Annotated in this window: 12 protein-coding genes and 1 pseudogene; 8 read left to right on the top strand and 5 right to left on the bottom strand. The window is 57.9% G+C overall.

Translation table 11 applies throughout. The annotated features are described in order from the left end of the window. Positions 1-45: 45 nt before the first annotated feature. Together BFW87_RS24585 and BFW87_RS24580 are read left to right on the top strand one after the other, a co-directional pair. Entirely contained in the window at positions 46-609 is a 564-nt protein-coding gene (locus BFW87_RS24585) for a TetR/AcrR family transcriptional regulator (protein ID WP_078742304.1), read from the top strand. A gap of 54 nt (positions 610-663) precedes the next feature. Next, positions 664-1,143, top strand: coding sequence for a nuclear transport factor 2 family protein (locus tag BFW87_RS24580; RefSeq protein WP_078742303.1), 480 nt, complete (start codon positions 664-666; stop codon positions 1,141-1,143). A 56-nt stretch (positions 1,144-1,199) separates the two neighbouring features. Here BFW87_RS24580 and BFW87_RS24575 read toward each other — a convergent pair whose 3' ends face one another. After that, a complete protein-coding gene (locus BFW87_RS24575) occupies positions 1,200-2,357 on the bottom strand; it encodes a PQQ-dependent sugar dehydrogenase (RefSeq protein ID WP_078742302.1) in 1,158 nt (385 codons plus the stop codon). 12 nt (positions 2,358-2,369) lie between these two features. Then, positions 2,370-2,684 carry a hypothetical protein gene (locus BFW87_RS24570; protein ID WP_078742301.1) on the bottom strand — a complete coding sequence of 105 codons (315 nt, stop codon included), beginning with the start codon at positions 2,682-2,684 and terminating at the stop codon, positions 2,370-2,372. A gap of 184 nt (positions 2,685-2,868) precedes the next feature. On the opposite strand from BFW87_RS24570, the gene BFW87_RS24565 reads away from it, so the two are divergent. Both BFW87_RS24565 and ligD read left to right on the top strand, forming a co-directional pair. Then, positions 2,869-3,702: a non-homologous end joining protein Ku gene (locus tag BFW87_RS24565; RefSeq protein WP_078742300.1), complete on the top strand. Its 834-nt coding sequence runs from the start codon at positions 2,869-2,871 to the stop codon at positions 3,700-3,702. Positions 3,703-3,717: 15 nt separating this feature from the next. Further along, positions 3,718-6,189: a DNA ligase D gene (ligD, locus tag BFW87_RS24560; RefSeq protein WP_078742299.1), complete on the top strand. Its 2,472-nt coding sequence runs from the start codon at positions 3,718-3,720 to the stop codon at positions 6,187-6,189. Positions 6,190-6,208: 19 nt separating this feature from the next. Here the strand turns inward: ligD and lpxO are convergent, their stop codons facing one another. Both lpxO and BFW87_RS24550 read right to left on the bottom strand, forming a co-directional pair. Continuing rightward, positions 6,209-7,108 (bottom strand): lipid A hydroxylase LpxO, encoded by a 900-nt coding sequence (gene lpxO / locus BFW87_RS24555; RefSeq protein WP_078742312.1) that lies wholly within the window; start codon positions 7,106-7,108, stop codon positions 6,209-6,211. A gap of 254 nt (positions 7,109-7,362) precedes the next feature. Next, the gene (locus tag BFW87_RS24550; protein WP_078742298.1) at positions 7,363-8,694 is read right to left on the bottom strand and encodes a Wzz/FepE/Etk N-terminal domain-containing protein; all 1,332 of its coding nucleotides are present in this window, start codon (positions 8,692-8,694) and stop codon (positions 7,363-7,365) included. 343 nt (positions 8,695-9,037) lie between these two features. On the opposite strand from BFW87_RS24550, the gene BFW87_RS24545 reads away from it, so the two are divergent. Further along, entirely contained in the window at positions 9,038-9,424 is a 387-nt protein-coding gene (locus tag BFW87_RS24545) for a TIGR03067 domain-containing protein (protein WP_078742297.1), read from the top strand. Between the two features lie 136 nt (positions 9,425-9,560). Here the strand turns inward: BFW87_RS24545 and BFW87_RS24540 are convergent, their stop codons facing one another. After that, a complete protein-coding gene (locus BFW87_RS24540; RefSeq protein WP_078742296.1) occupies positions 9,561-10,373 on the bottom strand; it encodes a class I SAM-dependent methyltransferase in 813 nt (270 codons plus the stop codon). Positions 10,374-10,528: 155 nt separating this feature from the next. On the opposite strand from BFW87_RS24540, the gene BFW87_RS24535 reads away from it, so the two are divergent. The 3 genes and pseudogenes from BFW87_RS24535 to BFW87_RS24525 all read left to right on the top strand — a co-directional run. Further along, entirely contained in the window at positions 10,529-11,782 is a 1,254-nt protein-coding gene (locus tag BFW87_RS24535) for an MFS transporter (protein WP_078742295.1), read from the top strand. A gap of 399 nt (positions 11,783-12,181) precedes the next feature. Further along, the gene (locus BFW87_RS24530; RefSeq protein ID WP_078742294.1) at positions 12,182-12,976 is read left to right on the top strand and encodes a papain-like cysteine protease family protein; all 795 of its coding nucleotides are present in this window, start codon (positions 12,182-12,184) and stop codon (positions 12,974-12,976) included. 147 nt (positions 12,977-13,123) lie between these two features. Next, positions 13,124-13,628: pseudogene (locus tag BFW87_RS24525) on the top strand (site-specific integrase); the annotation flags it as partial. Positions 13,629-13,639 lie beyond the last annotated feature (11 nt).

Below are 13,639 nucleotides of genomic sequence, written 5' to 3'. Positions count from 1 at the left end.
AAAAGTTTATTGACCAAGAAGAACGATCGTTCTACTGTACGACCCATGAACGACATGACCCACAATGAAACCCGCGACATCATCCTCGACGTCACCGAGAAGTTAATCTATCGCCATGGCATCGCCGCCACCGGCATGGACTTTCTGGTGAAAACCGCCGGTGTATCGCGCAAAAGCATTTATCGCTATTTTGCCAACAAGGATGAATTGGTGATCGCAGCGCTGCAACGCCGAGATGAACGCTGGATGCACTGGCTTCGCACTGAGGTAGAACGCAGCGAGGGTAGCGGCGAACGCCTGCTGGCGCTGTTCAGCGCACTCAAGACGTGGTTCGACTCGGCGGATTTTCGCGGCTGCGCCTTCATCAATACCAGCGGCGAAACCGGCGACCCCCAAAACCCTGTGCGCCTGTTGGCCAAGGCGCATAAACAGAAACTGTTCGAGTACGCACTCGAACTGTGTAAAGCACATGGCACCCCCGACCCGCAACGGCAGGCCGCGCACCTGCTGATCCTGATCGATGGCGCCATTACCGTTGCCCTGGTGATGGGCGATTCAACAGCGGCCGATAATGCGCAATGCATGGCGCAAACGTTATTGGGACTTTGAACGCACTCACGCTGCAACTTTCGATTAACCCTTATTGTTTTAAGGAGCTGCCGAATGACCTCGATTACAGAAACCCGCCCGCCGCTGCCGCCGTTTACCCGTGAATCGGCCATCGAAAAAGTGCGCCTGGCCGAAGACGGCTGGAACTCCCGCGACCCGCAACGAGTGTCTCTGGCCTATACCCTGGACACGAAATGGCGTAACCGCGCCGAGTTCGCCCATAACCGCGAAGAAGCCAAGGGTTTTCTCACCCGTAAATGGGCCAAAGAGCTGGATTACCGGCTGATCAAGGAACTGTGGGCGTTCACCGGTAACCGAATTGCCGTGCGTTACGCCTATGAGTGGCATGACGACTCGGGCAACTGGTTCCGCTCCTACGGCAACGAGAATTGGGAGTTCGACGAGAATGGCCTGATGGCTAACCGTTTTGCCTGCATCAACGACCTGCCTATCCAGGAAAGCGAGCGCAAATTCCGCTGGCCGCTGGGGCGCCGTCCGGATGATCATCCGGGGTTGTCCGAACTGGGACTGTAAGACCTGCCTGCTGAAACAGTGGGAGCTGGCTTGCCAGCTCCCACACAAACCCACCCTCAATCCTGATTCAGACCTACCCGGTACAGCACACCCTTATCCTCATCCGTCAGCACATACAGGTAGCCATCCGGCCCCTGCCGCACGTCACGAATCCGCGCCTTCAGGTCGCCGAGCAAGCGCTCTTCATGGATCACCTTGTCACCGTCGAACTGCAAGCGGATCAACTCCTGACTGGCCAACGCGCCGATAAACAGGTTGTGCTGCCAAGGCTTGAACCGGTCGGCATCATAAAATGCCATGCCGCTGATACCCGGGGATTGTTCCCAGACGTGATGGGGTGCCACCGTGCCCTCCACTGTCTTGCCCTGGGCTTCGGGAATCGGCGTCAGCGAATAGTTGATCCCGTGCGTCGCCAATGGCCAACCGTAATTCTTGCCCCGCTCGATGATATTGATTTCATCGCCACCGCGCGGGCCATGTTCGTTTTCCCAGATAGTGCTGCTCCAGGGGTTCAGTGCCAGCCCCTGGGGGTTGCGCTGGCCGTAGGACCAGATCTCGGGACGTACGCCCGGCTGGCCGACAAAGGGGTTGTCATCCGGAACGCGGCCGTCCGGAAAAATCCGCACCACCTTGCCTTGCAACTTGTCCAGGTCCTGGGCGGTCGGCCGGTCGTTGTTTTCGCCCAGGGTCACGAACAGGTAGCCGTCACGGTCGAACGCCAGGCGCGAACCGAAATGGTTGCCGGTGGAGAGCTTGGGCTCCTGGCGCAGAATCACCTTGAAATCCTTCAAGCCGCTCAAGTCATCCGCCAGGCGGCCACGCCCGACAGCTGTCCCGGCCTTGCCGCCTTCGCCGCCGCCTTCAGCGTACGACAGGTAGACCATACGGTCCTGTTTGAAGTCCGGCGACAGCACCACATCGAGCAAACCGCCCTGCCCTTTGGCCCACACCTGCGGCACGCCGGTCAGTGGCGCGGACAGTTTGCCATCCGGGCTGACAACGCGCAGGTGACCGGGGCGCTCCGTCACCAGGAAGCCTTGTTTGTCCGGTAAAAACGCCACGGCCCAAGGGTGATCAAGGCCTTTGGCAATGGGTGTTGCGGTAATGCTGCCTTGTTCACTGGGGAACTGCTGGGCGTCGGCGGCATAGACTGCTGACAGTGGAAGAATAACGCTGGCGCAAAGGGCGGCTAACAGGGTTTTGCGTGCAAACATAAGACAGAGTCCTTACCGGCGATTGCCGTTGGCATCATAGGTGGGCGCTTTGGTATCGGTCGCAGGGCGGCTGGGGGCGGCGTCACGCTTGGGGTAGCGGTTGCCGATGCCGCCGTTTTCCAGGGTTGGCGCGGGGCTGGTCGGCCCGGTTTGAATGCCGCGCGTAGCCGGTGCATTGGGCTGGGTGCCCTGCATGCTGTTGGGGTTGGCCCGGTGAATCGGGCTGTTGTTGGCATCGCTACGGCCGGGCAGGCTTTGCGCCTGGGCGAGTGGAACAAGTGCCAGGCCCAACGCCAGCACTGCAAGATGACGCACACAGCTGTTCATGACAAAGCCTCTCCAGGACAAGTGATACGTGCTTTCGATAACACGCTACGCCTTGGGTTCGGCCTGCGACACTAAATAGTTTCTCATCAGGTGTAACACAATCTGTCCGCGCATCCGCCCATCGAAACTTTTGCCGCCGCCTGCGAGTCACCAGAACACAGGCTCTACTCAAGGAATCACACCTATGGCGCGGGCAATCTGGAAAGGCGCAATCAGCTTTGGCTTGGTCCATATTCCGGTTTCGCTGGTCTCGGCAACGTCGTCCCAAGGCGTTGATTTTGACTGGCTGGACAAACGCAGCATGGACCCGGTGGGCTACAAGCGCATCAACAAAACCACCGGCAAGGAAGTCACCAAGGAGCATATCGTCAAGGGCGTGGCCTTTGAGAAAGGCCGCTATGTGGTGCTCAGCGAGGAGGAAATTCGTTCGGCGCACCCCAAGTCGACCCAGACCATCGAGATCATCGCCTTTGTCGACAGCGACCAGATCCCGCTGCAAAACATCGACACACCCTACTTTCTCGCGCCCGACAAACGCGGTGGCAAGGTCTACGCCCTGCTGCGTGAAACCCTCAAGAAAACCCGCAAGGTTGCTCTGGCCAATGTGGTGTTGCACACCAAGCAGCACCTGGCGGCGCTGATGCCGCTGGAGTCGGCGCTGGTGCTGGTGATGCTGCGCTGGCCCGCCGAAGTGCGCAGCCTGGATGAACTGGAGTTGGGCAGCGACGTGACCAAACCGACGCTGGCCAAGGGCGAACTGGACATGGCCAAGCGCTTGGTGGAGGACATGAGCGCCGATTGGCAGCCGAACGATTACCGCGACAGTTTCCAGGAAAAGATCATGGCGCTGGTGAAGAAAAAGGCCAAGGCGGGCAAGGTCGAAGACGTGGAAACCACTAAGGGCACCGAGGAGCGCAAGTCTGCGGATGTGATCGACCTGACCGAGTTGCTCAAACGCAGCCTGGCAGGCAAGCCGGCCAAAAAACCGGCCGCGAAGAAATCCACCAAGGCCTCGTGATTCAAGGAACTCTCCATGTCAAAACCCTTGAGCGAATACAACCGTAAACGCGATTTCAACATCACCGCCGAGCCCGCGGGCAAGGCGCCTGCCGGCAAACGCAAGGCCCAGGCGTTGACGTTCGTGATTCAGAAACACGACGCGCGCAACCTGCACTATGACTTTCGCCTGGAACTCGACGGCGTGCTCAAAAGCTGGGCCGTGCCCAAGGGCCCAAGCCTGGACCCGAGCCAAAAACGCTTGGCGGTGCACGTTGAAGATCACCCCCTGAGCTACGGCAGTTTCGAAGGCCGCATTGCGCCCGGCCAATATGGCGCCGGGGACGTGATCGTGTGGGACCGGGGCGTTTGGCAGCCCCACGAAGACCCACAAAAGGCCTATGCCGCCGGCAAGCTCAAGTTCACCCTGATCGGTGAAAAACTGTCCGGCGATTGGGCCCTGGTGCGCACTCGCCTCAAGGGCAGCGGTGACAAGGAGCAATGGCTGCTGATCAAGGAAAAGGATCAGCAAGCCCGGCCAGCCGCCGACTACGACATTGTCCAGGCCGAACCGAAAAGCGTGATCAGCGACGCCACCGTCGGTAAAACCAAGGCACAGGCAAAACCCGGGAAAACCACCACCACCCTCCCCGAACAACTCAGCCCGCAGTTGGCGACGCTGGTCGACCGCGCACCGGACGGCGACTGGCAATACGAGATCAAGTTCGACGGTTACCGCATGCTGGCCCGCATCCAGGGCGCTGAAGTGCGCCTGTTCACGCGCAATGGACATGACTGGACCGAGCGCCTGCCGCGCCAGGTCAAAGCCCTGCAGGCGCTCAAACTCAAGGACAGCTGGCTCGACGGCGAAGTGGTCAGCCTAGATGGCGACGGCTTGCCGGATTTTCAGGCGCTGCAGAATGCCTTTGATATCGGCCGCAGCCTCGACATCGTGTATTACCTCTTCGATGCGCCTTTTCTCGACGGGCACGATCAGCGCAAGTCGCCCGTGGAAACCCGTCGCGCGGCGCTCAAAGCCGCACTGGCCGGCAGTCGCAGCAAACTGCTGCGGTTTTCCGAAGCCTTTGTCGCCAATCAGCGCGACATCTTTGAAAGTGCCTGTGACCTGGCGCTCGAAGGCGTCATCGGCAAGCGTTTGGGCAGCCCTTATACGTCCACCCGAAACACCGACTGGATCAAACTCAAATGTCGCCTGCGCCAGGAGTTCGTGATCGTCGGCTACACACGCCCCAAGGGCTCACGCAGCGGGTTTGGGGCGTTGTTGCTTGCCGTCAATGACGACGCCGGTCTGGTTTATTCCGGGCGCGTGGGCACCGGGTTTGATCAGGCCTCGCTAGAGGCCATCTACGCGCAGCTCAAACCGCTGGAACGCGACACGTCGCCCCTGCACACACCCCTGACCAGCGCCCAGGCGCGCGGCGTGCATTGGGTGGAACCGAGCCTGGTCGGCGAAGCACAGTTCGCTGAATGGACCCGCGAAGGTGTCGTACGCCAAGCCGCTTTCGTTGCGTTGCGCACCGACAAACCGGTTGCGCAGATCATTCATGAGCAACCGCGCGCAGCCAAATCCCTCAAGCCGCCAACCGTCAAAAAAACCGGCGCTGGCGTAAAGATCACGCACCCCGAGCGTGTTATTGACCCGCAAAGCGGTACGCAAAAACAGCAACTGGCCGAGTTCTACGCCGATATCAGCCCCTGGCTGCTACCCTTCTTGCGGCACCGCCCGGTGTCACTGCTGCGCGCACCGGAAGGCATCGAAGGCGAACAGTTTTTTCAAAAACATGCCGAGCGTCTGGCGATTCCGCACATCAAACAGCTCGACCAGGCGCTGGATCCCGGCCACGCACGGCTGATGGAAATCGACACCGCCAGCGCCCTGGCCGGCGCCGTGCAGATGGGCACCGTGGAACTGCACACCTGGGGCGCCACCTCGGACAAAATCGACACCCCCGACCTGTTCATACTCGACCTCGACCCGGACCCCGCGCTGCCGTGGAAAACCATGCTGGAGGCCGCGCAACTGACGTTATCGGTGCTGGATGAATTGGGCCTGGATGCCTACGTCAAAACCAGCGGCGGCAAAGGCTTGCATATCGTCGTGCCGCTGGCTCGCCGGGATGGCTGGGACAGTGTCAAAGCGTTCGCCAAGGCCATTGCGCAGTTCCTCACCGAGCAACTGCCGGAGCGCTTTACCGCCACCTCCGGCCCAAAGAACCGCGTGGGCAAGATCTTCATCGATTACCTGCGTAACGCCCGCGGCGCGAGCACAGTGGCCGCCTATTCGGTGCGGGCACGGCCAGGGTTGCCGGTTTCGGTGCCGGTCAGCCGAGAGGAGTTGAAAGGGTTGCAGGGTTCGCAGCAATGGACCGTCGCCAACCTGCTCGCGCGGTTGCAAGGCCTGAAGGCCGACCCGTGGGCCGGTTACGCCAATCGACAAAAGATCGGCAAGAAGATGTGGGACAAGCTGGGCGCGAAACCACCGCAGTGATTCGCGCCCCGGAGCCACTTCAAATGAGGATGAAGATGAGCGCCAGACCTGCAAAAATTGCCCACTTTTCCAGGTAGTAACGTGCACGATTGCGTTTTTTCAGCTCTTTACCGCGCAGACGAATCTTGTACAGGCGGGTGAACGCGCGGTTCAGGCCGCCCGTCTTGTCGCCATCATCGTTGGGCGAGCCCGCCGCGGCCATTACATTGCGGCTGAACCAGCGGTTGAACGCTGCCGCCCAGCGGTACTTCATCGGCCGTTCGATATCGCAGAACAAAATGATGCGATTTTGCTGTGTGGTGTTTTCTGCGTAGTGAATGTACGTCTCGTCAAACATCACCGGCTCGCCGTCGCGCCAGTAATAGCTCTCGCCATCCACATTGATGTAGCAGCCCGGATCGTTGGGCGTATCCAGGCCCAGGTGATAGCGGTAGGAACCGGCATACGGGTCGCGATGGCGCACCAGCTTGGAGCCCGGTGGCAACTCGGCAAACATCGCCGCCTTGATCGAGCCAATGCTTTGCACCAGCTCAGTGGTGCGCGGGCACAGCTTCATCGCCGACGGGTGACTGTCGCCGTACCACTTGAGGTAGAAACGCTTCCAGCCCGACTTGAAGAACGAGTTGAAACCCACGTCGTTGTACTGATCCGAGCGCTTGATCTCGCCTGCGCGCATGAGGTTCTGGCCTTCCAGGCGGATTTCCTCCCAATGCTCCTGCAAGGGGCTCAGGTCGGGGAAATCGCTGGGCGACAGGAACGGGCGGCTTGGCTGCCTGGAGAACAGGTAGAGAAAGCAGTTGATCGGCGCCAGGAACGTCGAGTGATCGCTAAGCTGGCGACCCAGTTTGTGCCGCACCCGACCACGCAGGTGTACATACGCAATGGAGGCAACGTAGAGAGCAACAATAATGAGTTTCAAGGTATTCGTCACAAGTCAGTAGAGAACAGGCTGCTCCTGCGAGCCCACAACGGCCGAGGATTTAAAAGCAGCACCTGAAATCACAATTACACATGGTCGCCCGAGCCGGCTTGAGACAAATCGGTTCAAGGTCATTGGCAGTTATTTAGCCACAGTTTGTAACCAAAGGTTAACTAAGAATTGTGAAAACCTGTCCACAGAACCTTCTGTGTTCAGCGTGGGCGTGCCTTGCGCACGCCCACTTACCTGACGTTTTACAGGAGTGGCTGCTCGTCCTCACGGCCCGTACGAGCACCCCTTGCCGTATCAAGCCGGGCGGCGCGATGCGTCAATATGAAGTAACGGATCAACGCTGCCAGAACACCCAGAAACAGCCCGACGACCAGACTTCCCGCAATGATCAGCATTTTTTTCGGCTTGATCGGAGACAACGGCTCCTGAGCACGGCGGTCGATGGACACCAGTTTCAAGCGGGTCATATCGATGTTGAGGCCCTTCAACCTGGCGACTTCGGCACGCAGCGGTTCGACGTCCCGCAGGAAAATATCCTCGTTCGAGCGTTTTTGCAGCGTCTCGACTTCTCGGTTGGATTCGAGCAATCGAAGCTCTTTGCTGATCTCGGCGATGCGATTACTGGTGAAGTCATCGCTGGTGCGCTGCTGCAGCGCGCTACGCTCAGCCTCCAACGCTTCAGTGCCGAGGAAATACAGGGGGATTTTCTGGTTGCTGACCTCGGTCCGCATCATTTGACCGGAGCCGTCGCGTTTACCATCCCCCATAGCCGAAGGTGTGGTGGGCGTCCTGATGCCCATCGACTTGGCAATCGAAATCGCTTCGGCCAACTCGGTCAGGCGGTCGGTGCGCTCCATTTTCATCTGCAGGCGAAGCCCGCTGAGTTCATCTTGCAATCGCGCACGCTTGGTCCGGTCGGCCTCAAGCAGCGTGGCAATTTTGGATTCTTTTTGGGTCTCGTAATTGGCGCGAGCCGCGTCGATCTTGCCCTTGAGCTCAGTCAGGCGGTTGTTAACAATGACCTTGAGGTCGGCACCGACTTGTTCTCGTTCTGCGGCAATGGCGTAGTCAACGAAACCGTTGAGAATCGCCACCCCGTTTATGTCTGACGGGTATTGCAATTGCAACTGGACGAAACTGCCGGGCGCTTCGGACTTGCGCGGGTCCGGGAACACCACATTGACGGAGTTTCGGTTAAAACTTTCAAAACTTTGCTCGAGTGTTTGCCCCGGTTTCTGGAACGCCTCGAACAGTTCTTTGTGACTGCGGAAGAAATCCAGGCGAACCCCATAAGAATCCAACTGCGTGCCAACCTTGGCGAGTGCATCGGCGGGGGGCAACTTGTAGACTTCAGAACGGTTCAACGCATCCAGCTCGTTGATTGCTGCCGGGCGGAGCACACTGCTCACCTCATACACCCTGGGCGACTGAAATGCATAGCCTGCACCCAGCAACCCCACGAGAACCGTACACCCCACTATCAATATTCTCTGCCGCCAGATCGCGTGAAACATTTCAAACAAGTCAATTTCGTCTGACGCTGCAGACGCGTTGCGCGGGGAAGTTGGATTCAAAATTAGAACACCTTAAAATTGACGTCAAAAAGCCATACATGCCTGGCGTTCGAGTCTTAAAAGCCCGGTAAGCGTGGGAATCAGGGACAACGCCCCGAATAAACATGATCAATGGCAGTCTGACCACTTAACTTTACGAAAAGTCCGACGCGATTTAGAGATTATTCCTATTTCATGTCGATGACGGTTCAAACCTGCACATCTTGCCAGAAGCGTGGTCAAATCATTAGTAAATTACGTCTAAACAGACCAAAAATGCGCGAATGGCGCGCTCGCGCATCGCTGGAGATACAATTGAGCCCTTTAAACGAGCACACGTTTGTGCCCGGTACAGGGAGTTTGCATGTCGTTCATTTCAGATCCGGACTATCAGACACTTCAAGGAACGTGGGAGCAGACTTCCCTCGAAGACAGTGGCGTTCTCAACCCAGTGGACGCACACAGTGCTCCCGGCGCGCTCACGACCATCAAAGATGATCGATTCGAAGTCACCACCATCAGCGGCGATGTATTGCTCGCCGGCCGGTTTTTGCTGGACAGCAGCACAACACCCAAAAGCATCACCTGGGTGGATTCGATGGGCGATGACGCCGGCAAGTTGTTACCCGCCAGCTATCGCCTCGAAGGGGACGAATTTGTGTTTATCGCGGCGGACGAAGGCATGCCAAGACCAAGCACCTTCAGTACAGGCCCTGGAGAGACCATGCGCACATTTGTACGCAGGGCCTGAACCGTCGACCTTCCGAAGTTGCGACACGGTTTTCACACCGTCTTCACTTCTCCGGGCATAGGGTAAGGCCACCTACTCCAGTGAATCACTTGGCCCGCCTCTCTCGCGGGCTTTTTTTTGCGCGCGCAAAAAAGTCTCATGCGGGGCGTTTGGTGGCGGTCAAGGTGTAGCACAGCGGCAGTTGTGCCGCTTGGTGCTGATACTTGTCGTAGAGCTCCTCGCGATTGGAATGCGCATACTCCTGCAAATGATCAATCTGCAACTGCGCGGCAATCGCCCCGCTGACCACGCTGCCCAAGGTGTGCACATACCAGTAGGACGTCGGCCCGGCAACGTCCGCCTCGCCTTCGTAGACAATCGACGACTGCAGCACGAAGGGGTCGCGCTTGAAATAGGAACTGTCGGGCAACATCGGGGTGGCGGCTCGCGGGTCGAACATTTCCAGGAACGGGTGGGTTTCATAGATCACCAGCGTGCCACCGGGCTTCAGCGTACTGGCCGCATGACGCATAAACAGCGCGACGTCCGGCATCCAGTTCAGCACACCAATCGTCACCAGGGCGACATCAAACCGGCCGAGCAGACGCTCAGGCAAGTGATGGATATCGGTTTCAATGAAGTCGGGGGTGTGGGGTGAAACGTCAGCCAGCTCCCGTGCTTGCTGCAAAAAGGCGCCGGACTGGTCGACGCCAACCACAGAGCGGGCGCCCAGGCCGAACAACGACAGGCTTTCCCGACCATTGTTACAGCACAGTTGCACCACATCCTTGCCGGCAATGCCGACAGCGTGCAGCCGCGCGGTGATGGTCGGGTCCAGGCAGGAAAAGTCCGCACGTTTTACCGCTTCCAGCAGTGTTTTCCAGGTGTCGGTGCCTTTGTGCAGCGTGGCGGATGCGTCCCAGGCGTCTTTATTGTGGCTAATGGCCTGTTGGGCTGAGGGCATGTCCATTGCGTCTCCAGATATTCAATACAGCGGGTGTCGGAAAATAAGCCAAATAGCTGTCGGACGAAACCCTCAATGCCCGCGAAACTTATGGCAAAACCCACTGGTCACTAAGCCAATAGGCGTTCAGCCATTGAACGCCGCCAGATAAAGAGTTTGCCGTGGCTTTTCACTCCGACCTGCGCACCACCTTGTCCCTCGACGGTCTGAATTTTTTCCTGGCGGATGTGCGTGACGGCCTCGGGCCCTATCTGGCGATCTACCTGCTGGCAGTGCACAAGTGGGACCCGGCCAGCATCGGCGTGGTCATGACCCTGGCCGGCATCGCCGCGCTGATCACCCAAGGCCCAGCGGGCGCATTGATCGATCGCACCCGCAGCAAGCGCGCAGTGATTGCGATTGCCGCGATTCTGGTGACGCTCAGTTGCTTGCTGCTGCCGTTTGTCAGCTCATTCAGCTGGGTGGCGCTGACCCAGGCCGCCAGCGCGGTTGCCGCTTCTGTATTCGCCCCAGCGATTTCCGCGATTTCCCTGGGGATCACCGGGCCGCGCGCCTTCACCCGCCGAACCGGACGCAACGAAACCTTCAACCATGCCGGCAACGCCGTGGCGGCATTGCTGGCCGGTGGCCTGGCGTATCTGTACGGGCCGGTCGTCGTGTTTTACCTGATGGCCTTTATGGCAGTCGCCAGCATCGTGGCGGTGAGCTGTGTGTCGGCGGCGGCGATCGACCATGAGGTTGCGCGGGGTTTTGACCCGGCCCACAGCAGCGATCACGAGCAACCCTCCGGCATCAAGGTACTGCTGGCCAATCGGCCCTTGCTGCTGTTCGCCATCTGCTGCGCGCTATTTCACTTGGCCAATGCCGCCATGCTGCCGCTGGTCAGCCAGAAGCTGGCACAGATAAACCTGCAAATGGCCACGCCGCTGACATCGGCGTGTATCGTCGCGGCGCAACTGGTCATGGTGCCGATGGCCTGGCTGGTGGGGCTGAAGGCGGATGTGTGGGGGCGTAAACCGTTGCTGCTGGCGGGTTTCCTGATTCTGCCCCTGCGCGGCGTGCTCTATACCTTGTCCAGCGACCCCTACTGGCTGGTAGCCGTGCAAATGCTCGACGGTATCGGCGCGGGGATTTTCGGTGCGCTGTTCCCGGTGATCGTCAAGGACCTGACCCAAGGCACCGGGCGCTTCAATGTCAGCCTCGGTGCACTGTCGACCGTGTTCGGCCTTGGCGCCGCATTGAGCAGCAGCCTGGCCGGCTTCGTCGTGCAACAGGCCAGCTACAATGCCGCATTCCTGACCCTTGCCGGTGTGGCAACGGTGGCCCTGGCGCTGCTGTGGCTGGCCATGCCGGAGACCTTAACGAAACCATCCTTCCCTGCTCTCAAAACGCTACGAAAACCAGCTGGCCCTTGAGGCTTCCATCATTGAGTAATCGCAACTTGCAGGCAACTGACCAGAGCTGGTCCAGCACGGGCATCACTCTGGTGGCCTCGGCCGGCTGAGACACCGCGAATAGGCATTCATAAAATTTATGAAATGAGGCCAGTTTGACGGAACTGTTCTGCGCTCCACACCACTCATCATTTCGTCGTTATTTTTGTGAAGCAAACAAAGTAACGACAATTCAGTGGAAACCTGCTTGCAAGGTTAAGGCATAAGCAGGTGTGAGTCGGGCAGCTCCACAAGATCCGATCGGTACTGGTTGTTTATAGCGACCCGTGTCAAATGCAGTTTAGAACCTCGATCATCAAGGATGGGAAATAGTGTCAAGAAAAAATAATCGCTGTATTTAATGCGTAGAGGTAATTTCACATGAACCCTATTAATACATCGCGTCCGGGCGTCAGTATTTACCCTTTGACTGTTGAAGCAACTGACAAACCGGCGCCTGCGGCTCCTCCAACAGCGAGAAATGACACCGAGATGATGTTACCTCCGAGTCCAGGAGCATCTCTATCCAAGCCGCGCGTCATGCCGCGCGCAAATGCATTATTAATGGCAAAATTCAATGAAAACAATGAGCTAAATACACCGCAAGGTGACAAGGTGACCCTTCGTGGCGGTGGCCGACACGACGCAGGCTCCTCGAGCAAATCTGCACCGCAAGATCCTACATACTTCGACCCTTTGCCTGGTCATCGCCAAACGCGCATGGCTGATTGCTGGTATGCAGCAATGAAAATGGTACTTCAGGGTAAATATGGCGAGGAATACAAACCGTCGGGGGAAACAGTCACAAAGGCTCGCGGCCTTCCCTTGTTAGGCAAAAAACTGTCCTTCGGAAGTCGAGAGGGCCTACAGATAATGGAAGACAATGGATTTGTAGGCGTTGGCCATAAAATCGTTCCTGAAGACAGTGGATCTATAGGGAATCTACTGGATCGGCACGGTCCATTTATTGTGATGGGATCCTTTGACTTATTAAGCTTAGGGCACGCAGTGGTAGTAGTGGGCGTTGATCATCCGTCCCAGCAGATTTGTGTACAAGATCCTGCCAAAAAAAATGCTGCTCCTGAATGGCTTCCGCTTGATTACTTAAAGAATACCCATCGGAGTTCCGGCTCGGACAACATAGACGTTAACTCTGCGATTGCATTGAGTGCTTAGTAAGCGTCTACCCAACACACTGGGTGTGTTGGGCAGCCACCTTGCGATTTTGCGCAAGGTGGCAGGTCGGGCGAATCGCCATAGCCCCCAGTTGATATGCTACGGAATTCGCCATGTTGATTTTCGCGACCACGAATGCAGGTCAGCTATGCGGCGCTTTTTGAGTGTGTGTTTTTTTCAGGTTTGCGTCTGTCCGAAGCCCTGACCTTGCGGTGGGATGCGGTTGACGAAGAGAAGAGGACGGCCCATGTGTGTCGTGGGATCGCCCTGGGAGAAGTGGTAGAGCGCACGAAAACGGGAGGTGACCGCTTTGTTTTGTTGAATGACCGCGCTATGCACGCCCTTCATTTTTCCGCCATCGAAGAATTCAGAGTACGTGAAACAGACACCCGACCTTCACAAGCAATGGATTCCGAAGCTGAAAACGTTGAACATCCGTCGTCGGCCGCCATACAACTGTCGTCACACCTATGCGACAATATGCATTATGTCTGGCATGAACCCCGCCTTCATCTCCCAGCAGCTCGGCCATAGTGTGCAGATGCTGCTCTCGACTTATGCGCGTTGGATCAACTCAAGCTCGGACTGGAGCGAAATGGAAAAGCTCCAGATTGGTCCCAAATTGGTCCCAGCTCAAATAAGCGCACCCTAAGCTATTGATAG

The organism is Pseudomonas fluorescens (genome assembly GCF_002022275.1).
Classification (GTDB): Bacteria; Pseudomonadota; Gammaproteobacteria; order Pseudomonadales; family Pseudomonadaceae; genus Aquipseudomonas; species Aquipseudomonas fluorescens_AJ.
Note: the sequence above shows the minus strand (reverse complement) of the source record. Positions and strands in the feature narration are given on the sequence as shown.